Genomic DNA, 20,222 nt, shown 5'->3' with positions numbered 1-20,222 from the left:
GTTTTGTCGGTTGGACATTTCTCTAGCGGCAACCCAGGGCGTGCTCACAACGGGGAAAGCTTCATCAGCATGTCAGAAAATTCCGCGAGTTCTCCGCAAGAGGTTGCGAGGACTACTCTTAGCCGTTCGGATTGGTTTGCGACGATTGCCGGTTTGTCGGCGAATTTCGTTTCAATCGGTCTTGCCCGGTTTGGATATACGCCACTTATTCCTGCACTCATCGATGCTAACTGGTTTTCCTCTGCTACAACCGTTGCGCTTGGCGCTGCGAATTTGGCCGGGTACCTGATCGGAGCTTTCGCCGGCAAAGGTATGGGCACGATGCTGTCCAACCGGCTCGCGCTGCGGGCGTCCATGATATTGGCTACGGCCGCATTTTTTGGGTGTGCCTATCCGCTCTCGGTGTCATGGTTTTTCGCATGGCGCTTTCTTTCAGGTTTTGCCGGTGGCGCCATCATGGTGCTGGTGGCGACGACGGTGCTGCCGCACATTCCAGTGCTCAGACGCGGTTTTGCCGGTGGCATGATCTTTTTGGGCATAGGTCTTGGCATCGCGTCGTCCGGCACTCTCATCCCCGCACTGCTTCAGTTTGGAGTCCGCGAGACCTGGATCGGATTGGGCATTTTATCGATCATTCTGACCGCGATCAGTTGGTTTGGGTGGCCTGCATTTACTCCCCCTTCCACCACGGAGGTCGCAACGGGGGCTGAGAAGGCGAAGGAGCGCATCGCCCTGCGTGTTCTTTATGCGCAATATGCGTTGAATGCCCTCGGCATTGTGCCGGCGATGATCCTGCTCGTTGACTATGTTGCGCGCGGACTTGGCCGTGGAGCGGAAATCGGATCGGTATATTGGGTCGCTTATGGGCTGGCCGCGACAGCAGGACCAATAGTCTGTGGCTACCTCGCGGATGAAATCGGATTTCGGCAAGCTTACCGTGTGGTCTTAGCACTACAGGCCATAGCTGCGGCGTTCCTTGCCTTTAGCCAGCATTGGCTGGTGATCGGTGTAACGGCTGTCATTCTGGGTGCCTTCACGCCTGGCATTGTGCCGATCGTGTTCGGTCGGGTCTGTGAGATCTTCCCCCATAATTATGCTGCGCAACGCACCGCATGGGGGCGTACGGCTATGGCATACGCTTTGTTTCAGGCTCTTGGTGCTTACGGATACGCATTTCTGTTCAGTCATACCGATGAGAACTACAGCCTGATCTTTCTCTGTGGCGCCGTCGCACTTGTCATGGCGTTGCTGGCTGACTTTGCTTTGAACGTTCTAATGAAACGATTTCGTTAAAACGGTTGTGGCTGCATTGGGCAGCTTAATGTCTGCTTTTCCATAAAAAGGGTATGTAAGCTTCACAAAATGGGGTTCGTGATAAACCGCTTCCCACGTTGTGATGCCAAGTCCGACGAGGCTTTAGAAAACTCCAGCTGTCGTTAGCGTGTGACCACGCTTTTAAGGGAAACCCCTATGGTTCGATTGTTCACGATTTTTATGTTGTCTGCTTTGTCGATGATGACGGCTTTTTCTGCGATGGCTGACGAAGGCCATGGCCCCTCTGTAGGCGCCAAGGGTATGGCGGGTGCCTTGGGTGTTTTCAGTTTCAAGCCTGATGATTGGAAGCAGGGCGAGATGACTTACTGGTCCGATACTGACGGAGTAAATCCTGGTGCCGCAGGCTGTCACGTTGGAACGGATAAGGACGGGAAGCCAAACGGCAGGATGTTCGGCGAAGCTTGCCTCTCGGATACCCTGCTTGTTGAATCCAATCCTGGGGTTGATGTCGTTCATGCGCACAGCGATGATGTTGGCCACCCCGACAAGTTCGACTGTGATGTTTGGTGTAAGGGACAGGGCTCGGCTAAAGGCATCTGTGTTGCCGCTCCGGCCCCTCCATGCGCAGCTTCAGCAAAGTGCTCTTGTGAGTGAACGGCTCGTATTTTTGGAATAGCATCTCGCTTATCCAAGGGCTGGAAACGAGGCTTAGAGTATTGCATTGTGGAAGCGGTGTGAGACGGGGCTGAGAGCGCTAACGAACTCGATTGAAGGGTGGCGCCTAGCATCGCCGCCCTTTTTCCGTGTGAGGCAGTCTGGGCTGCAGATCGCGCTGGCTGTTTCTCAGGTTGCGAATTCAAAGTTGAGACGTTGGTCAGCAGCGCGCATTCGCTGAGACAGAATTCTCGGGTAGCATGCAGATTCCAGCATTTCCGGCCGTAACGTGCGGTATAATCGTCTTTTTTGTCGGTGCGTTCTTGACGCGTCGCGTCCCTTTTCTGCGCGACTACAACATTCCCGAACCCGTGGCGGGCGGCTTGATGGCTGCCCTTGTCACGTGGGTGTACTTCTTGGTCTCCGGCACGCAGATTACGTTCGATCTCATCGTGCGTGACCAGTTGCTCGTGATTTTCTTCGCTACTCTCGGTCTCAATGCGCGTTTCTCGGATCTGCTGGCCGGCGGTCGCCTTCTCGGGATTTTGCTCGCGCTTACCGTGATATTCATCCTGATCCAGAATGCAGTTGGTCTCCTGGGCACGAACCTTTTTGGTCTGCCCGCGAGCGTCAGCGTGCTTGTCGGTTCGGCTTCGCTTATCGGGGGACACGGCACCGCTATCGCGTGGGGGCCAACAATCACCTCTGTGTCTGGTTTCGCTGCGGCCGAGGAAATCGGTATCGCTGCGGCTACGCTCGGACTTGTGGCTGCGGCGCTTATCGGAGGACCGCTTGCAAAGCACTTGATTGAGCGGGACAAGCTTGAGGCGAGTGACAACGATACTCTTATTGTTGGGCTTCCTGACGAAGATCCGGGGCCAGGGGAGCCGGATATCGACCACATCGAGCTTATGCGCGCTATCCTGGCTGCGCACGTTGCCGTGCTGCTCGGCTACCTAGCAAATCAGTGGATCTCTGACCTTGGTTTGACGCTTCCTCTCTTTGTGCCGTGCATGCTTGTCGCCATCGTAATGGCCAACACTATTCCGTATCTCTTTCCGACGTTGCCATGGCCAGGAGGCACACGTGCGCTTGCAGTCGTCTCTGACTACTGTCTTTCCGTATTCCTGGCGATGTCGCTTATGAGCATGCAGCTTTGGACGCTCGCAGGTCTGGGTGGGCCTTTGGTCGGGATTTTGATCCTACAGGTCGTGGCCGCGATGGTGTTTATTTTGTTCGTCGTGTACCGGTTCACCGGAGCCGATTATACCGCTGCGGTTTTGAGTGCGGGCTTCGCCGGGTTTTCCCTTGGCGCAACGCCCACTGCGATCGCAAACATGTCGTCGGTGACGAAGCATCATGGACCGGCGCCGCTCGCGCTCATCATCTTACCGCTGGTGTCGGCCTTCTTCGTGGATCTGGTCAACGCGATGGTGATTCAGTTTTTTGCAGGTCTCTAGCGCTTCATGGACCTCGTCGCGACGTGCTAAAGACGTTTACGTCAGGCGCGTCAGTTCCTCGGCCAGGATGTCATAGACGACCCGGATCCGCCGGCTTGTGCGCAGCTCGCGGTGGGTTACTAGCCAGACGGGAACCTTTGCGGCTTCGGTTTCGGGAAATAGTTCGACGATGCCCGTGGTGCGTTCGGCGATCTCGCGCATCATGGCGCTAATTCCCAATCCGCGTTTGACCATTTCCCAGACGACGACCGAGTTTTCCGATACGAGCCGAAATCCGTCTTCCGTCGCAGGAATGCCGATGCCGCGCATGAATTGGGCGAAGCGTTCGGTATCTTCGAACCCGATGAGGTACTGAGCTATGTCCGCCATGGATTTGGGGCGTTCATTGCGTGAAAGCCAAGATTGAGATGCGTAAAAGTTCGCTGTGCTCTCGCGAACAAGTTTGCCGACAAGACCGTCTTCGTCGGGCCGTACGTGGCGGATGGCTATATCCGCTTCGCGCCGGCGCAAGTCGCTCAATGAGTTGCGGGATATGATGACGAGCGTGATCTGCGGGGCTTCCTCGCGAATACGTTCTGCGATGTCTGGAAGGATATAAGCGGCGTACGCGTCACTGGCGGAAATGCTGACGCGGCCTTCGATCGCTTGAGTGTGCCCGGAGGCAGCGAGGGTCAAGGCGTTTGCGGCTTCACCCATGGTGCGTGCATGCTCCAGAAGGCTCATGCCGGTTTCGGTCAGAACGAGTTTCTTGCCGACCCTTTCGAACAACGTTGCATCGAGTTCAGCTTCGAGGGCGGCAACCTGGCGGGACAGGGTCGGCTGGGTCAGTCCGAGCTGTCGTGCGGCAGCCGAGAGCGATCCAGCTTCTGCGGTCGCGAGGAAAGCCTGAGCTCGGTTCCAATCCATCGTCTTCATGCATTTTTGTATATGTGACTTGCAATTTTCCGCAATTTCAAAATTTCACGCATATGCTAGTGAGCGGCGGCTCACAGGAGGCTGCTCATGTTCCGTACCCTTAACAATGCCCGCTTCTGGGATCGTGCTGCGCGCAAATATGCCGCCGGTTCGATTTCCGATATGGCAGGCTACGACCGGACGCTCGAGCGTACCCGCGACTACCTGAAAGATACCGATGTCGCTTTTGAATTCGGATGCGGAACCGGGACGACGGCGCTCAGGCTTGCTCCTTCCGTGGCGCAGATCGCCGCGACCGATATCTCGAGTGAAATGATCGCGATTGCGCGCGAGAAAGTTGCGGTCGAGGGCGTCTCGAATGTGTCATTCGATGTGGCGACACCTGATGATCTGCCGTGGCCGGATGAGACCTACAACGCGGCTTTGGGCTTCAATGTTTTGCACCTTCTCGATGAGCGCGAAGCCGCGTTGAAGAGCGTGCATCGTATTCTGAAGCCAGGAGGGCTCTTTATCTCGAAGACGCCGTGCCTCAATGAAATGAGTTCGATTGTTCGTTTCGGAGTCCCTGTCATGCAGCTCTTCGGGAAAGCACCCTACGTCGCGTTTTTCTCAGCGGAGGAGTTGGAGCGCGAGGTTGCTGCGGCGGGATTTGAAATCATCGAGCGTGGCCGTCACGGATCGGGGCGGAAGGATCCTCGATTGTTTCTCGTGGCGCGGAAGCGTTAGCGTGTGGTCTGAGTCTGCCAGCGCTTAATGATTTGATCGGCGAGGTCGCTCAGATCTGGCGCAATCAGATCAGGGATCGGCACTCGTGCCGCCGGCAGAACGGCATTGTGAGGGCGTGTAATGAGGGCGCCACGACAGCCAGCAGCCTGCGCACCAATCGTATCCCAGACATGGCACGCGATGAGGCAAATGTCAGATAGCTCGACGTGCAATTTTTCAGCGACCAGTCGGTAGACTTCGGGGGCTGGTTTGAATTTTTGAACCGCGTCGACGCTGAAGGAGCGTTCAAAGAATTCGGCGATACCTGCACATTCAAGTGGTGTTGGCGAAGCTGCGCTCGCTGAATTTGTCAGTGTCACAAGCCGAAATCCTGCATCGCGTAGCCGTGCTAGCGCCGGCACGACATCGGCATGCGCCGGCATCGCGTTCATCCGCTCCTTCAGTTCATCGATGTCGCTGTCGACGAGCGTCTTTCCGTGAATTGACGCGAGCATGCGGAGCGCTCCCGCGCCCAATTCGCCAAATGGCGTGTACAGGCCCGACAGGGTCATGGTCTGGGAGTAGAGGACAAGCTGCGCGAACCATTCTCTCAAAATCGCCGGGTCGTCGAAGACGCGATCAAACAGAGGTTCGAGCGTCGTGATATCGAGCAGGGTTTCATTCACGTCAAATACGAGAATGGAGGAAGGTCCATTGTGGGACATGGGCTATCTTTCGCAGCCGGACGACAAGCAGGAGAAGGTCTCCGATTAGAATGTCTTGTGAATTTCCGAATTGCTCTCAGGGCTATAGATCCTGCACTGGCGCATCGGTGACATCAAATCCAACTGTGGTGAGAAAAGCCAGCACGGGAACTTACCCAGTTCTTCCATGTCTCCCGCTCACAATCGAAGCGCGATGGCTTTCTCGGCTCAGTAAATCGTAGAGCCGAGTCGGGTATGGACTAGGTTCTTCTGGCTCAGATCGGCGGAAAATAAATAAAAACAAATATAGTGGCGCCCCGTACGGGACTCGAACCCGTGTTTCCAACGTGAGAGGCTGGCGTCCTAGGCCACTAGACGAACGGGACGTGTGCACTGTTGGCAGACGGCTCGTATAGTTTAGGCTGCTTCGCTGATCAAGGAAATAGAATCGACACGTCGCGTTCTGTTTTGGCGCATGATTGAAAAAACGTCCGGCTCACGTGGCGTGCGCGTTACGTGTATCCGCAGGTGAAAGAGAAATTCGTGAAGGTGGATGAAGACAAGACGGCGGAGAGCGACGCGCGCGAGTTTTTCGCTTCAGCCGAAGACGTCGGTGAGCGGATCGATAAGTGGCTTGTGGGGAAGCTTCCAAACTTCAGCCGCTCGCGTATCCAGGCGCTCGTGCGGGAGGGAGCGGTTTGGTCCGGTGGACGGATTCTCAGCAATCCCGGTGAGCGTATCAAAGCCGACGAGGCATATAGAATTATAGTGCCTGACGCTGTGCCGGAACCCCCGCGTGCTCAGCCCATTGCGCTGAATATCGTCTATGAAGACGCGCATCTCATTGTCGTAGACAAACCGGCCGGACTCGTTGTGCATCCTGGAGCCGGGCATTCCTCCGGGACGCTGGTTAATGCGCTTATCGCGCATTGCGGCGAGAGTCTCTCTGCTGTTGGCGGGCCAGAACGGCAAGGGATCGTGCATCGGCTCGACAAAGATACTTCAGGGCTTTTAGTGGTCGCAAAAGACGATGCAACTCACCAAGGTCTGGCTGAGCAGTTCGTGTCTCATGGACTTGATGGGCGGTTACGCCGTTCCTATATCGCGTTGTCCTGGGGAGAGCCCGATCGCAATCGGGGGCAAATCGAGGCGAATCTGGGCCGCAGTCCGCAAAACCGCACAAAAATGGCTGTTGTCGCACCTGAGGAAGGTCGGCACGCGGTGACCCATTATGAGGTTCTGCGGACGTTCGATGCTCCTTCTGCGCCGAAACTCGTTTCGCTGATGCGTTTGGTGCTCGAAACAGGCCGCACACATCAAATTCGCGTGCATTTGGCGCATATCAGGCATCCAGTTCTGGGGGATCCGGTTTATGGTAGTGGCTTCAAAGCGAGCGCGCGTCGGCTAGGGCCAGCAGCGCGAACGGCACTCGAGAGGTTGGGGCGACAAGCTCTACACGCCGCAGAATTGGCGTTTGAACACCCGGTTACCGGCGAACAGCTCTCATTTGAGAGCCCTTTGCCCGACGATATGGTCCGGCTTGTTGAATGCCTGGAAGCCGGAAACTGAACCTGGAACATGGCTTAAAACAATATTGGGGCTAAGCGACCGTGCGTGCACGGACGCTGAAGTTCGTGCTAGAATGAATTCCGCTGAAATGGGATTTGGCGAATAGCCATTCCCGGCCGCTACTCGACCGGCAAATGGCAATTCTCGCAGATGTCGTCAGCTACAGATTAGCTTATCGGTCCGATCACTTCTTGAGAGGGAACCGAATGCGAAGAACTGCGTATCACTTCAAGGAGTTGTGACGGCTTGTTACGTCAATAACACGGCAATGTTCATTGCTGGGCGCGCGTTGTTTGGATAAGCACTTAAATACATTCCAGGCCATTGCAACGGACTGGGCGCCTTCGAAACGTTTGCTAGAGCCGACAATGGTGGTCGGCGGGCATTGGAAAGTGGGGTTACGCGATGGCCAGTAAAACTCTTCCGACAGTCAGCGGCGGATCGGTTGGACTGTCCCGGTACATGGAAGAAATCCGCAAATTCCCGATGCTCGAGCCGGACGAGGAGTTCATGCTCGCCAAGCGGTGGCAGGAACATGAAGATTCCGAAGCGGCTCACAAGCTCGTCACGTCGCACCTTCGCTTAGTTGCCCGGATTGCGATGGGCTATCGCGGCTACGGTTTGCCGATCGGTGAGGTGATCTCCGAGGGCAACGTCGGCTTGATGCAAGCGGTGAAGCGTTTCGATCCGGATCGCGGGTTCCGCCTCGCGACCTACGCGATGTGGTGGATCCGTGCTTCGATCCAGGAGTACATCCTGCGTTCGTGGAGCCTTGTGAAGATGGGCACCACAGCGGCGCAGAAGAAGCTCTTCTTCAACCTGCGCCGGGCCAAGAGCCAGTTGCAGGCTCTGGAGGACGGGGACCTGCGCCCTGACCAGGTGAAGGCGATCGCAACGAAGCTCGGCGTTACCGAAGAAGACGTGATTTCGATGAATCGGCGTCTGGGTGGTGATGCTTCGCTCAATGCTCCGCTCCGTGCTGAACCGGATTCGGGTGAATGGCAGGATTGGCTCGTTGATGATGCTCCGGATCAGGAAGAGCAGCTTGCGGAACAGGAAGAGCTCGGCATGCGCCGCAGCTATCTGTCCGAGGCGCTTTCGACTCTCAATGAGCGGGAGCGGAGGATTTTCGAGGCCCGGAGATTGGCTGAAGATCCTTCGACGCTTGAAGATCTGTCTGGTGAGTTTGGCGTGAGCCGCGAGCGTATTCGACAGATCGAGGTGCGTGCCTTCGAGAAGGTTCAGAAGGCGGTTCAGAAAGCAGCCCTAGAGGCTGAGCGCGAAGAGGCTTAAATGCCTGCCGCGGCCCTATAAAAAAGGGCTGCGGCCTTTACGCGCCTGCGGTGTTGATCAGCGTGCGCCGCACAATGCCCATGAAAATACGGGGCGAATCATTTAAGTTGTTGACTCGTGAGGAGTTAGTCCTTGCCACCGCTGTGTGGTGGCGCCTGCGAGAGTGCGCGTTAAGGACAAAAGGGGGGCAATTGCCCTTGTTGTTGCCGTTAACAGGCCGGCACAAGTCCGGCTGGCACTTGCCGAGCGCGTGGTGGGTACGGATGACCCCACCCGAGGGAGCGTTCGGCAGCCTTACAGGCACTGCCTTCTCACAATCGCATCCTGGATCGCCTCGACAGCCGAATTTCAGACATTGTAGTCGTCTCCATGCCAGCCGTCCCCGGCTGAGCGGGGTGGAGCGTGCGCTGCGATGCTGCCGTTTGGTCGCCCTTGGTTGGGCCTCGGTCGCGGCACCTTCACGAAGATGGAGTGGCCCATGCTGACGCGCCTTCATCCACGTCTGGTTCCGCTGAGATTTGTTTCACGAGTTTTCCAGATCCACCCGCGTCATCTCGAATTCGACTGGTTGTTACTCCTCTGGCGTCTCAAACCGCATTACCCTCCAAGTCCCGCCTAACTGAGCCTTGCCGGTAAGCCAGTGCGAGGGTAGGCCGGCCAGATAAATTCAAAGGGCTGATCGATGGACGATCAGCCCTTTTGTTTGTTCGGTATGTCTGTAAATCGACTGCGCGTTACATCGGGATCTTTGCGATGCTCAAGGCGAAGTAGTTGTCGACGGCCTCAGCGATGGAGTCAGATACCTTCCGGCGCCAGCTTTCAGACATGAGCAGCTTTGCGTCACTCTTGTTGGTGACGTAGGCCAGCTCGATCAGAACTGAAGGTACAAGCGCAGATTTCAGAACCTTGAAGGCAGCTGTCTTGTGAGGGTTGCTGCGCAGGTTGGTCGAGTCCCCCATATATTCGACGACGGAGCGCGAGAAGAGGTCTGTACGGTGGTGCGTGACCTCGACGGCGGCGGTTGCACGGTCGGCAAGCATGCGTTTGACGATGTCAGAATCCCGCGCGTCGATTGCTGCGAATTTGCTTTCGGGGATGTCGATGTCGGAGGCTCGCGCACGTGCGCTCGATTTCAGCCGCTCGGCGACAGACGGACGAAGCGAGTAGATCGTTGCCCCGCGCGCCGATGAACGCGCGTAATCCGCGTGAACCGCGATAAAGAGGCTCGCATTGTGCTGTTCGGCAAAGGCTGTGCGGTCTCCGAGCGGGATAAACTCATCGGTTTCGCGAGTCATCAGTACGCGGTAGCGGCCCGATTCTTCGAGCTTCTTGCGTAGGGTATGGCTGAACGCGAGGACCACATCTTTCTCAACGACACCGTTTTTCTGGGCGCCGGAGTCATGTCCACCGTGTCCCGGATCTATGACGATGAGCTGCTTTGCGGTGCGCTTTTCGATGGCATCCGGTCGCTGTGCAGGTTGCGGCGGGCGCGGCAAGAGGTCGGAGGCGCCCAATCCGAATGGTTTATCAAAATCGGGTTCGGGTTTTGGAGCCGGAGCTGCGCTCGCGGTGTGCACTGGTGTGACGGGCGCCGAGGCGAGCGAGACGATATCGAGAACGAGCTGGGGCTCCTTGCCGTCTTTCATCTCCAGCTTCGCCGTTTCGACGAAGACCGGCTCTGTGACGCGGATGATAACCTTTGACTTCTTGGGGCCGGAGCGGCCTCCCCGAAAGCCGCTTACCAGACCTACCGGACCGTTTTTCGGAAGCGGTGGTAGGCGAAGGCCGACGGCGGGCAGCTCCACGACCACGCGATTAGGATTGGCCAGCGAGAACACCTGATAGGTGCTGCGGCGTTCCAGCGCGATGATGAAGCGCGTGCGTTTTTGGTCGGGGTGTGGAGCGGATTGCGCAGGCGCAGCCTGGTTTGCAGGCGCGGCTTGTGGCGCCGCTGAAGCCGCCGCGCTTAAGAATATTGAAGCTACACCAAGAACGAGCGCACCCGCAATGGAGCGCTCAAACCGTAAACCCATTTCGGCTGGACCCCCGTCTAACGCGATACGGTTCATTTGGAATCGAGACCGGTAATATTCCCGCTGAAGATGGCTATTTCCGGGTCTTCATCGGGTTTTTACTTGTCTTAACGTATGCGGGTTAACGAAGGCTTAACGTTAATGGCTGTGCCAAAGCCAAACGGATTCGCTGACTCCTTAAGCCACTGATTTCGTTCTTGTTTTTAGTTAATGTTAGGTAATTACTTTGCTGGGTGTCTGCCAGCGAGCTGCAGCCTTGTCATCGGATTCGCGCGCATCAACCCATTCACCGCGCCCCTCATCATCGGTCTCTTTTTTCCAGAAAGGTGCGCGGGACTTCAGGTAGTCCATCAGGAATTCGGCGGCCTGGAAGGCTGCCTGCCGGTGGGCGGACGCGGTGATGACGAGTACGATGTTGTCGCCCGGCTTCAACGTGCCGTAGCGGTGAATGATAAGACTGGCAGCTAGTGGCCAACGGGCTGCCGCTTCCGCTTCAACACGCTCGAGTTCGGTTTCCGTCATGCCGGGGTAATGTTCCAACGTCATCGACGAAATCGGGGTATCGGGTGTGTTTCCGCGCACTGTACCCGTGAATGTCACGACGGCGCCGATGTCGGTGCGCCCTTTGGTCAACACCTTCGTTTCGGCACCGACGTCGAAATCGTCAGTCTGGACGCGGACGGCCATTAGGTCAGCCCCCTGTCACGGGCGGAAAAAACGCGATTTCGCGGGCACTGGCGATGGGCGCGTCGGAGCGGGCGTGCGTGTGGTCGATTGCCGCGCGGATTACATCGGCGCGTTCGAAAGCGGCGGCATACTCGGGACCGCGGCCCTTGAGCCAGCCCATGAGATCGCCGACCGTTGCGATATCTTCGGGTGGTTCGATGTGTTCTTCGGCGCGGCCCACCTTTTCGCGCACCCAGGCGAAATACATGAGTTTGATGGGTTTTGAATTTTCAGTCATTTCGTTCACTCGTTGCATGCCGGATTGCGGCACTTAGGTAATCACTGCCTGTCCAGAGGGTAAGTATAGCCGCCAGCCATAGCAAGACGAGCCCCGCCTGCATGGTGAGCGACGTCGGGCCGCCCATGGCCGGACCGGCAAGCAACAAGGCCAATGCCACCATCTGCAGGACCGTCTTAAGCTTGGCTAATTGCGTTACGAGTACCCTTACCTGAAGACCGGCGAGAAACTCGCGAAGCCCGGAAACAAGTATTTCACGGCACAAGATGATCACGGCGGCGAATACGGCCGTTCCGGAAAGCGTGCCATCCGCGATGAGCATCATGAGGGTGGCGCCCACCAGCAACTTATCCGCGATCGGATCGAACATTGCGCCGATGAGCGATTGTTGGCTCCAGATGCGGGCCAGATATCCATCCAGCCAGTCCGTAATTGAGGCCAGCACGAAAATTGCGAATGCCGTCCAATGAGCTGTAACTGGATCAAGATAGTAGAGGGCCAGCACCAGCGCAGGCACCGCAAGGATGCGGGCGAAAGTCAGACAGTTGGGAATGTTCAGCACAGTGGCGCGCGACGCAGAGTGAAGCATGAAGCTGGAAAGAGCATCACCTGAAGGCGACGTCAATGGTGAGGCGCTCTCTTCGTCAGTTCTCTCCAGCTGGGAGGTCGTTCTGAGCGGCCTGAATATCTGTAGGTGCGTCTGAGATAGTGGTGCATAATTTGGAACGGGGAGGTGGCGAAACGGCTTTAGAACCTGAGCAGTTGCAAGCGAGGTTTGGCTATGAGCTCTTTCATGTCCCGAATTCATTCATTGTATGTTGCCGCGATCTACGCCGTGGTTGCGTTATTTGCAATTACCGCGGCGGCGCCAGCGCAAAGCCGCAAGTCTGATCTGGGTGGATCCTGGAACGGTGTGGGGACGGTCATGCTGCCCTCGGGGGACTCCCAACAGGTCCGGTGCCGCGTACGTTTCAACCGCTATTCCAGTGAGAGCTATAATATGCATGCCGTGTGTGCGACGCCGTCAGGGCGTGCTGTGCAGACGGCCGTTATCCGGCGGGTCGGATCGAACAAGTATTCCGGTAGCTTCCACAATGCCGAATACAACTATTCGGGTTCCATCTTCATTACCTTGCGCGGCAGCCGGCTGAGTGCGTCGCTGGATGGTGGCGGGGCGTCCGGCTATATGCGCCTTAGCCGCTAGCAGAGCGCGAAGACCCTACCTAGAAAGTCGGTCAGCTGCGGCGCTCGTGAAAGAAGTCATAGATCTTTTGGGCCATCTCAGCTGAGATGCCTTGAACCTCTTTGAGGTCTTCGACACCCGCGCGGCTGACAGCTTTGGCCGATCCGAAGTGCGTTAGCAGGGCGCGTCGCCGCGTTGGTCCGATGCCGTCGATTTCATCGAGCGGGTTGGCGCTGAGGGCCTTCGCGCGTTTGGCGCGGTGGGTGCCGATGGCGAAGCGGTGGGCCTCGTCACGCAGTCGCTGAACGAAGTAAAGTACAGGGTCCCGCGGTTCGAGCATGACCGGTGGGCCTCCCGCAGGCTTATGGAAGTGCTCGCGGCCGGCATCGCGGTCTGGACCTTTGGCCACGCCGAGCAGTGCTATGTCGTGGAGGCCCAATTCCGCCAAGACTTCGCGGGCGACGGCGAGCTGGCCTGCCCCGCCGTCGATGAGAACGAGGTCGGGTATCTTTTTTTCGGCGGCGGTCCGTTCGTCATTCTCCTCTAACGTGGCTTGAGGTTCTTCGGCGTGCTCTGGCTCTCCGTTTTGCGTGCGCAAGGCGGCGAATGCCAGAGAGTTGGAACCGCGTTCTGCAAGCGGCATGGGATCGGGCGCGCGTATGCGTGTACCGGGCTCTTCGACAACGGAATCTTTTGTTAGCTCTGTGGTTTTCTCGGCTTCAGCGGTTGTCCCAGCCGGGTCAACGAGCCTTTTGAAGCGTCGGGTCAGCACCTCGCGCATCATGGCGTAGTCGTCACCAGGTGTGAGCGTGTCCGACTTGATGTTGAACTTCCGGTACTGGGATTTCGAGAATCCCTCAGGTCCCGCGACGATCATGGCGCCGACGGCGTTGGTGCCGGCGATGTGGGAGTTGTCAAAAACTTCAATTCTGGTCGGCATGGAATCGAGATCAAAACGTTCGGCTAGTCCCTTCAGTAACTCGCGCTGGGATGCCGTTTCGGCGACTTTGCGGCCGAGAGCTTCCTTCGCGTTCGCCTGGGCGTGGGCCACGAGTTCAACCTTGGGGCCGCGCTTCGGCGTCAGGATCTCGATTTTCCGTTCGGCCTTGGTCGAGAGGGCTTCTGTGAGCAGGTCGCGTTCGGGCAGATCGTGCGAAACCAGAATCATGCGGGGGATCGGCTTGTCATCGTAAAACTGAGCGATGAAGGCACCTAGCACCTCATCGGCCTCGAGCGATCGGTCTGCTTTGGGATAGTAAGCGCGGTTTCCCCAGTTCTGACCAGCACGGAAGAAGAAGACCTGAATGCAGGTCTGTCCTCCCTCCTGATGCGCGGCGAAAATGTCGGCTTCTTCGATCCCGGCAGCGTTGATGGACTGATCAGCAGTTACGTGTGCCAAAGCCCATAGTCTGTTGCGGTAGGTCGCTGCGCGCTCAAACTCGAGCTTGTCGGATGCTTCCTGCATCAACGCCTGATACATCTGACGGACGGTTTGGCTTTCACCGCGCAAGAAGCGCACCGCCTCATCAACCAGCTTTTCGTAGTCTTCGAGGCTGATTTCTCCGGTGCACGGCGCGGAGCAGCGTTTGATCTGCCAGAGCAGGCATGGCCGTGTGCGACTCTCGTAGACGCTGTCGGTACATGAGCGCAGCAGGAACGCGCGTTGGAGCATGTTGATGGTGCGGTTGACCGCGCCAGCGGAAGCGAAGGGGCCAAAGTAGTCGCCCTTACGATTTCGCGCTCCGCGATGTTTGAGAATTTGAGGAGCTCGGTGGTCGCGGGCGAGCAGGATGAACGGAAATGATTTGTCATCGCGCATAAGCACGTTGAAGCGGGGCCGGAAGCGTTTAATCAGGTTGGCTTCCAGGAGCAGAGCTTCTGCTTCCGTGCGTACCGTGACGAATTCCATCGCAGCTGTGGCGGCGATCATGCGCGCGATGCGATTCGTGTGGCCGCCGAGACGCGTATAATTGGAAACGCGTGACTTTAGAGAACGCGCCTTGCCGACATAAATAACCTCCCCGTGTCGGTCCAGCATGCGGTAGACGCCAGGTGCCGCGGGGAGCGTTTTAAGATATTCAGCGATGACTTCCGGGCCGGAGCGGTGCGTCGGCTCGCTGCCGGCCGCTCCGCCTCCGCCCTGGGATGCGTTCTGATTGGGCATGCAGGCAACATTGGCTGTCGCGACGCCGGCGTCAAGCGCGTGTGATGATCGATAAATTCGTCGGTATTCTCTGCCGGGTGGCGAGCAAATTTCATTATTTGAATTACATCAGCAACACTAAGTCTCTTGTGTCCCTTTTTGATTCTGAAGTTCGCCTATTAGGCTCGCCTTAAACTCCGGTGAACTTCGGACCTGGGCCAGTAAGCCAGAAGTCTGATGATGCCGGTGGGTGCAAGTCTTGCCGATCCGCGAGATACCTGCGATTGGGAGGGATGCGTCGGCCTAACAGAAACGCGGAGATGGCACGGATATGAGCGACAATTCCAATAACAATGACGGCCAAGTTACGTTGGAGGTTCGTGATGGCATTGGTTGGGTGACGCTGTCGCGGCCGCAGGCGCGCAACGCCATGACTTTCACGATGTATGCTCAGCTCCAAGCCATTTTCGAAGGGATTGTCCCAGGCGGCGACGTCCGGGCGCTGGTTGTGACCGGCGCGGGGGAAAAGGCGTTTGCAGCTGGAACCGATATTTCCAAGTTTCGCGATTTTACGACGCCGCAGCATGCGCTCGATTACGAACGGACGATGGATGTCGTGTTGGGGTCGATCGAGCGCTGCCCGGTTCCAACGGTTGCGGCTATTGCCGGGGCTTGCACCGGGGGCGGTGCCGCTATTGCTGCCTGTTGCGATCTGCGCATTGCCTCGCGGGATATCCGGTTCGGCTTTCCGATTTCGCGGACGCTCGGCAACTGCCTTTCCGTGGCCAATCTTGCGCGCCTCTCAGATCTCATCGGGGTAGCCCGGACCAAAGAGATTATTTTTACTTCGCGTTTGATTGAGGCTGATGAGGCTTTGGCGTCCGGGCTCGTTTCTGAGCTATTGGATGATCACGCGAGCCTGATGTCGCGCGCGGCTGCGCTAGCGAATGTTGTCGCAAGTCACGCCCCCTTGACGCTTCGTGCAACCAAAGAAGGTTTGCGGAGGTTACGGACGGCCTCCCAGGTTCAGGACGATGATCTCATCGTGAGCTGCTATATGTCCGAGGACTTCCGCGAGGGTTTGGAGGCGTTTCTCGGTAAACGTCCGGCCAATTTCAAAGGCCGCTAACGTGATCTCGCGGCAAAGAGCCACAAAACCGCCATTGGTGCATGTGCAGTGAAAGGCCTTGCCGATATCGGCAAATCCTGCTGTCCATAATCGCCGGGGGCTTTCGTTGCAGGTTCTCAACGCGGTTCGCGCAGTGCGTTTATCTGCGATCAGGCCGTCAGAAAAACAGAATCCAGTGTCGCGCCGATTGCTGCGACCCGTAAGGGGTATACGGCAATCGTGGGTGCGCAGAGCGGTCCTATTGCTATTTGCGGGGCTTGCCGGATTGTCAGCTGCTGCTGGACCTGTGTCGAGCGAGGGCATGCGCGGCACGCAACGTTCGCTCGCGTCCGATCCCTTTGCGACGTCTGAAGGCGTTCTCAAATTCATCAATGACTATCGCGAGAACAAGCAGCCATCGAAGGTTCCAGCCGCGGTCCATGCGATGGTCCGGCACGGGCTTTTACGCGATCCGGAAAAGGCGGGAATCTATACGGGGTTTATTGCAGGCGTTATCGGCAGCAACCGGGTAAAGGCGACCGACCTGATCGCCGAGATGTTCCCCATGCCGCCGGTGGAACAGGTCGTTCTGGTTAAGGCCATCGCCTATTCGGGCTTACCGGACTGGCAAGCCTTTCTCGTCCAGTTCATAGAGCGTATGCCGGCTCGGAAGGTGCTCATCAAGAAGTACCTCTATGGAGGTGGCAAGACTCTCGACAAGCTGGAGCTAGATGATCCCTATGTGATTGATGTTTTATGGGGTTTTTACTTCGCCACGGGAGAGTGGGACCCTGTGATCCGCATTGTGTCGGTTCTTAAATGGGCGGAAGAGAAGAATGACGTTGAAAAGCTGACCATCGGCGCGATGGCCAAGTGGACGTTCGCCAGCAATGCGGCACGCGATAAGAACTTGCTCGATCTGGCCAAATCCCAGATGGACCATGAAGACGAAGCTGTGCGCCGGCAACTTCAGGAAGTGATCGAGGCAGCAGAGCTTTATGAATTGAGCAGTCTGCGCGAAGCCGCTTTGAAGCAAATTGATGAGATTAAGACGAAGGGCCCCAAGTGGAACCGGGATTGGGGGACGTGGGGCCAAGCTGGAACAACCGCCTTGGCGCTGGGCTGTGTCGCGGCAAGCGTACTTGGCCAACTCCAGTTCGGAATCCCTTGCGTGCTTGGCGGCGCACTCTCAACTGCCGCGGTCAATTATATGTCCAAACCGGCGCAATAATTCAGGCGCAAAAGCGCGAGCTGCTACTTTTCCGTCTGGGGTTCGCTCGCCTCTTTCGCGGCGCCTGCTCGACGTCCACGCGCTTGCGTCAGCTTGGAGTAGCTTAGGGGCGTCTTGAAGAGAATGAACGTCAGATCGCCGATCTTTGAGCCCCACAGGTTCGTAAAGAATTCTTTATGTATCCGTTTGGCTGCTGTGATGCGGTGACCGCCGTCGATGACCACCCAGTTTCCGAGGGCTCCGACCCGGCAGATGATGGGATCGAGGCTGCTGTAGCCCTCACGGCGAATGGCTTGAAGAACCGCGTTAAGGCGTGGGCTGTCGAGGCGTTCATAGTTCTTAATGGGCATCTGATCGAGCAATTCGATAGGCACTTCGACCTCGGCGACACCATCGACGAATTCAATGCCGTCAATGTCGCGCGGAGATTTGATCCGCGTGAGCTTGGGAATGCGTCCGACTGTATAGCCGCTGTAGTCCATTCGCTCAGTTTCCTAGAACCAGAATTGCGGGTCTCCCTTGCAGGGCCCCGTGCATCAGGAACTTGTTACGCACCGACGTGTCAGAAAGATCTAAAGAGCCTGCGCGGGGTGTGATTGCCCTGCTTCGCGGCTCAGTTTGACTATGAAAGTGACATGCGAAGGCGCAATGTCAACACGCTGCCGGTGACCCTGGCGATCACGGTACTCGGGGTAGGGAAAGACCCTGCCGGTCTATCCTTTAGCCTTCAGGGCAAAGTTGGAAGGCCTTATCGAGAGCGGCGGAAGCGCTGGAGAACTCTTCGAGGGTTTCGCCTCCCTTGGCGTAGGCCGCGATGTAAGCCTCGGCTTCGCGTTTCTCTTTGCCGGCATTGACGTCCAGAACCGTGTAGTTGACGACGTCGTTATTGACGGCCTTGATGATGATGGCCTTCGCACCACCGTAGCTCGCAGTCCATACGCGGCATTTGTCTGGCTCGGACTTTGCGGGCGCTGCTTTCTTTGCTTCGTTCGCGACCATTGCGGTCTTGGTCGGGGCGTTCTCTTTCGCGCCCGGAGAATTGAGCACTGTTACAGATTTCGCGTCCGCTGCGGGTGCGTCGGGACTTAGAGTTGCTGCTGGTGCGGGCTTGTTTGATGATCCGCCAGCGGGAGGTGCGCCCAGTCCTGAGGGGTCAGCAGCTTGAGCGCGGTTACGGTTGATAACAGATGCTACTAAGTCGGCGCTGCTGGCCGTCGCGGGCTTCTGAGTGGCAGGCGGTGTTTTGGCTGCGGCCGTGGTCATCTTGCCACCACGCGCAAGGGCGACGAGCTGAGGTTCGGGATCCGGTCTATTGCACTCTCCCTGATAGAACAGGTCGGCAATTGATTTGATGTCGTCGGAATAGCCGCGATCGCTCGGCGCCCACTTGGTGGTCAGGTGAGAGAACGTCATGGGGCCGCGAATGCTGCGCTGCCAGGATGTCAGGACATTCCATTCCTGAACCTTCCGAGTGCGCTCCGCGACGGGATTTTGGATCGTTTCGCCAGTGTACATGAGTACATGTTCGAGATGCGCGCGCACGCCGCTGTCGACGTCCCGGAAACGTTCGCCTTTTACGCCGCCACCGGTTGCGCCAAGTCCGGCGAAATTATTCTGTGATGCGTCCACGTCGCCTGTGTAAGCAAGGTTCGCCGTTTCAACGAGCATCTGAAAGAACGCAATATCCCACCGTATCCCGAGTTGTTCGCCATGACGCATGTAGGAGACGGCGATTTTGTCATAGCGCGGGTTCATGCGGGTATTGCGTGATCGCAGGAATGCCATGAGGCGCCCTGGTGTCGCGCAGGCTGGCACCACGTTGTTGGGTGCCACTTTAATCCCCGGCAAACGGGCAGCAGATGCTGGCGCCGTGCCGTATAGGACAGACATGGCAATGAGGGCCGGGATTGCGAGACGGGTTAGCATATCAAACACCTTCGGGCGTTCTGGCTTCTTCTTGCGAAGGGCGTTGGCGGCTTACACGCCCATGACAAAACTATCTATTCCGTTAACGTTAAGGGCTGGTTGACGACTGGCCTGCTTTCCGCCCCTCAACGTCCGGTCTTTGGATTGTATCGATCAATAATCCGGCATCAATTTGGGTAGTGCAGGGAAGAAATAAGGCGATCAGAGGGCTGATCTATTACAAAAGCTCGGCAACTACCCTTTGTTGGGCTGAGTTACGCCTGAGCGAGGCTCATTCGCCCATGTCAGATGCTGGCCGCCGTCTAGCGCGATCATTTGGCCTGTTAGCGCCGGTGCGGCCAGGATGAAGCGGGCGGCCGCAGCCACTTCTTCCGGGGTTGGTCCGCGGCCGAGCAATGTGCTCTCTGCTTCAGCCGCGAAGTCAGCATCTGTTTGATGTATGCTTTTGAGGACCGGCCCCGGTCCGATCGCATTGACGCGGACGCGCGGCGCCATGGCTTGAGCAAGAGTACGTGTTGCCGTCCAGAGCCCGGATTTGGAAATCGTATATGAGAAGAACTCGGGAGTCAGGCGCCAAACACGTTGATCAATAATGTTGATGACATTGCCCTGTTTATCGGAGGGAAGATCAACATAGAGGGCACGCGCAAGAAATACTGGCGTCCTAAGATTTATATCAAGATGTGTGTTCCATATTTCTTCGGTCATCTCTGCAACCGAGTCCGGAAGGAATGCCGACGCGTTATTGATCAAGCATACCGGCTGAGCGAGGGCATCCGCGCAGCGCGGTATCAACTTGGCAACGGCGTCGCCGTCGGCAAGGTCGCAATCCAGAACCGCAGCTGAGCTCCCGAGAGTTGTGATCTCGTGGGCCAGCTCCTCAGCCTCGCCGCGAGAATGGCGGCAATGGATAGCCACACGCCAGCCATGACGTGCAAGATCAAGCGCGAGGGCGCGTCCGATCCGGCGCGCTGCGCCGGTAATTAGTACAGTATCCGGTGTGCCGGTCGCGGTGGTGCTCATGATGAACTGTCGTTCCTTTGGCGGGATAGGCTCGGT

At 57.3% G+C, this 20,222-nt stretch carries 19 protein-coding genes and 1 tRNA gene; 9 read left to right on the top strand and 11 right to left on the bottom strand.

Going from position 1 to position 20,222, the window contains the following annotated elements; translation table 11 throughout:
- Positions 1-69 precede the first annotated feature (69 nt).
- The 3 genes from BLS30_RS07685 (at position 70) to gltS (ending at position 3,389) form a co-directional block, all read left to right on the top strand.
- Positions 70-1,293, top strand: coding sequence for a YbfB/YjiJ family MFS transporter (locus tag BLS30_RS07685; RefSeq protein ID WP_090227860.1), 1,224 nt, complete (start codon positions 70-72; stop codon positions 1,291-1,293).
- Between the two features lie 177 nt (positions 1,294-1,470).
- Positions 1,471-1,929 carry a hypothetical protein gene (locus tag BLS30_RS07680; protein WP_090227857.1) on the top strand — a complete coding sequence of 153 codons (459 nt, stop codon included), beginning with the start codon at positions 1,471-1,473 and terminating at the stop codon, positions 1,927-1,929.
- A gap of 260 nt (positions 1,930-2,189) precedes the next feature.
- Positions 2,190-3,389 carry a sodium/glutamate symporter gene (gltS, locus tag BLS30_RS07675; protein ID WP_046475258.1) on the top strand — a complete coding sequence of 400 codons (1,200 nt, stop codon included), beginning with the start codon at positions 2,190-2,192 and terminating at the stop codon, positions 3,387-3,389.
- 36 nt (positions 3,390-3,425) lie between these two features.
- Here gltS and BLS30_RS07670 read toward each other — a convergent pair whose 3' ends face one another.
- Positions 3,426-4,304 (bottom strand): LysR family transcriptional regulator, encoded by an 879-nt coding sequence (locus BLS30_RS07670; RefSeq protein ID WP_090227855.1) that lies wholly within the window; start codon positions 4,302-4,304, stop codon positions 3,426-3,428.
- Positions 4,305-4,391: 87 nt separating this feature from the next.
- Between BLS30_RS07670 and BLS30_RS07665 the strand changes: the two genes are divergently transcribed.
- On the top strand, positions 4,392-5,030 hold the full coding sequence (locus tag BLS30_RS07665) for a class I SAM-dependent methyltransferase (protein ID WP_046475263.1): 639 nt from the start codon (positions 4,392-4,394) through the stop codon (positions 5,028-5,030).
- On the opposite strand, the gene BLS30_RS07660 is transcribed toward BLS30_RS07665, so the two are convergent.
- Both BLS30_RS07660 and BLS30_RS07655 read right to left on the bottom strand, forming a co-directional pair.
- A complete protein-coding gene (locus BLS30_RS07660; RefSeq protein WP_090227852.1) occupies positions 5,027-5,734 on the bottom strand; it encodes a haloacid dehalogenase type II in 708 nt (235 codons plus the stop codon). The genes BLS30_RS07665 and BLS30_RS07660 overlap by 4 nt on opposite strands.
- A gap of 289 nt (positions 5,735-6,023) precedes the next feature.
- A tRNA-Glu gene (locus BLS30_RS07655) sits at positions 6,024-6,099 on the bottom strand.
- Between the two features lie 157 nt (positions 6,100-6,256).
- Here BLS30_RS07655 and BLS30_RS07650 point away from each other — a divergent pair.
- Both BLS30_RS07650 and rpoH read left to right on the top strand, forming a co-directional pair.
- A complete protein-coding gene (locus tag BLS30_RS07650; RefSeq protein ID WP_244512390.1) occupies positions 6,257-7,282 on the top strand; it encodes an RluA family pseudouridine synthase in 1,026 nt (341 codons plus the stop codon).
- Positions 7,283-7,687: 405 nt separating this feature from the next.
- Entirely contained in the window at positions 7,688-8,575 is an 888-nt protein-coding gene (rpoH, locus tag BLS30_RS07645; RefSeq protein ID WP_090227849.1) for an RNA polymerase sigma factor RpoH, read from the top strand.
- Between the two features lie 734 nt (positions 8,576-9,309).
- Here rpoH and BLS30_RS07635 read toward each other — a convergent pair.
- The 4 genes from BLS30_RS07635 to pgsA form a co-directional block, all read right to left on the bottom strand.
- Positions 9,310-10,608 (bottom strand): N-acetylmuramoyl-L-alanine amidase, encoded by a 1,299-nt coding sequence (locus tag BLS30_RS07635; RefSeq protein ID WP_170832432.1) that lies wholly within the window; start codon positions 10,606-10,608, stop codon positions 9,310-9,312.
- A gap of 213 nt (positions 10,609-10,821) precedes the next feature.
- Entirely contained in the window at positions 10,822-11,295 is a 474-nt protein-coding gene (locus BLS30_RS07630; RefSeq protein ID WP_046475276.1) for a molybdenum cofactor biosynthesis protein MoaE, read from the bottom strand.
- A 4-nt stretch (positions 11,296-11,299) separates the two neighbouring features.
- The gene (gene moaD / locus BLS30_RS07625; RefSeq protein WP_046479740.1) at positions 11,300-11,551 is read right to left on the bottom strand and encodes a molybdopterin converting factor subunit 1; all 252 of its coding nucleotides are present in this window, start codon (positions 11,549-11,551) and stop codon (positions 11,300-11,302) included.
- 13 nt (positions 11,552-11,564) lie between these two features.
- Positions 11,565-12,197 (bottom strand): CDP-diacylglycerol--glycerol-3-phosphate 3-phosphatidyltransferase, encoded by a 633-nt coding sequence (gene pgsA / locus BLS30_RS07620; RefSeq protein WP_425284153.1) that lies wholly within the window; start codon positions 12,195-12,197, stop codon positions 11,565-11,567.
- A 168-nt stretch (positions 12,198-12,365) separates the two neighbouring features.
- On the opposite strand from pgsA, the gene BLS30_RS07615 reads away from it, so the two are divergent.
- Positions 12,366-12,776: a hypothetical protein gene (locus BLS30_RS07615; RefSeq protein ID WP_052743576.1), complete on the top strand. Its 411-nt coding sequence runs from the start codon at positions 12,366-12,368 to the stop codon at positions 12,774-12,776.
- A gap of 31 nt (positions 12,777-12,807) precedes the next feature.
- On the opposite strand, the gene uvrC is transcribed toward BLS30_RS07615, so the two are convergent.
- Positions 12,808-14,919: an excinuclease ABC subunit UvrC gene (gene uvrC / locus BLS30_RS07610; protein ID WP_090227841.1), complete on the bottom strand. Its 2,112-nt coding sequence runs from the start codon at positions 14,917-14,919 to the stop codon at positions 12,808-12,810.
- Positions 14,920-15,229: 310 nt separating this feature from the next.
- Between uvrC and BLS30_RS07605 the strand changes: the two genes are divergently transcribed.
- Positions 15,230-16,027: an enoyl-CoA hydratase/isomerase family protein gene (locus BLS30_RS07605; protein WP_046475282.1), complete on the top strand. Its 798-nt coding sequence runs from the start codon at positions 15,230-15,232 to the stop codon at positions 16,025-16,027.
- A 223-nt stretch (positions 16,028-16,250) separates the two neighbouring features.
- On the top strand, positions 16,251-17,237 hold the full coding sequence (locus tag BLS30_RS07600; protein ID WP_052743577.1) for a hypothetical protein: 987 nt from the start codon (positions 16,251-16,253) through the stop codon (positions 17,235-17,237).
- A 23-nt stretch (positions 17,238-17,260) separates the two neighbouring features.
- Here BLS30_RS07600 and BLS30_RS07595 read toward each other — a convergent pair whose 3' ends face one another.
- From BLS30_RS07595 to BLS30_RS07585, 3 genes are all read right to left on the bottom strand, one after another.
- Complete coding sequence (locus BLS30_RS07595) at positions 17,261-17,719, bottom strand: ParB N-terminal domain-containing protein (protein WP_046475290.1); 459 nt, start codon at positions 17,717-17,719, stop codon at positions 17,261-17,263.
- A gap of 238 nt (positions 17,720-17,957) precedes the next feature.
- Positions 17,958-19,163, bottom strand: a complete 1,206-nt coding sequence (locus tag BLS30_RS07590; protein WP_046475292.1) for a glucosaminidase domain-containing protein — start codon at positions 19,161-19,163, stop codon at positions 17,958-17,960.
- A gap of 234 nt (positions 19,164-19,397) precedes the next feature.
- Complete coding sequence (locus BLS30_RS07585) at positions 19,398-20,186, bottom strand: SDR family oxidoreductase (protein ID WP_090227838.1); 789 nt, start codon at positions 20,184-20,186, stop codon at positions 19,398-19,400.
- Positions 20,187-20,222: the final 36 nt, after the last annotated feature.

Origin of the sequence: Filomicrobium insigne, assembly GCF_900104305.1 — a bacterium.
In the GTDB taxonomy this organism is placed as follows: Bacteria; Pseudomonadota; Alphaproteobacteria; order Rhizobiales; family Hyphomicrobiaceae; genus Filomicrobium; species Filomicrobium insigne.
This window is presented reverse-complemented; position numbering and strand designations above follow the sequence as displayed.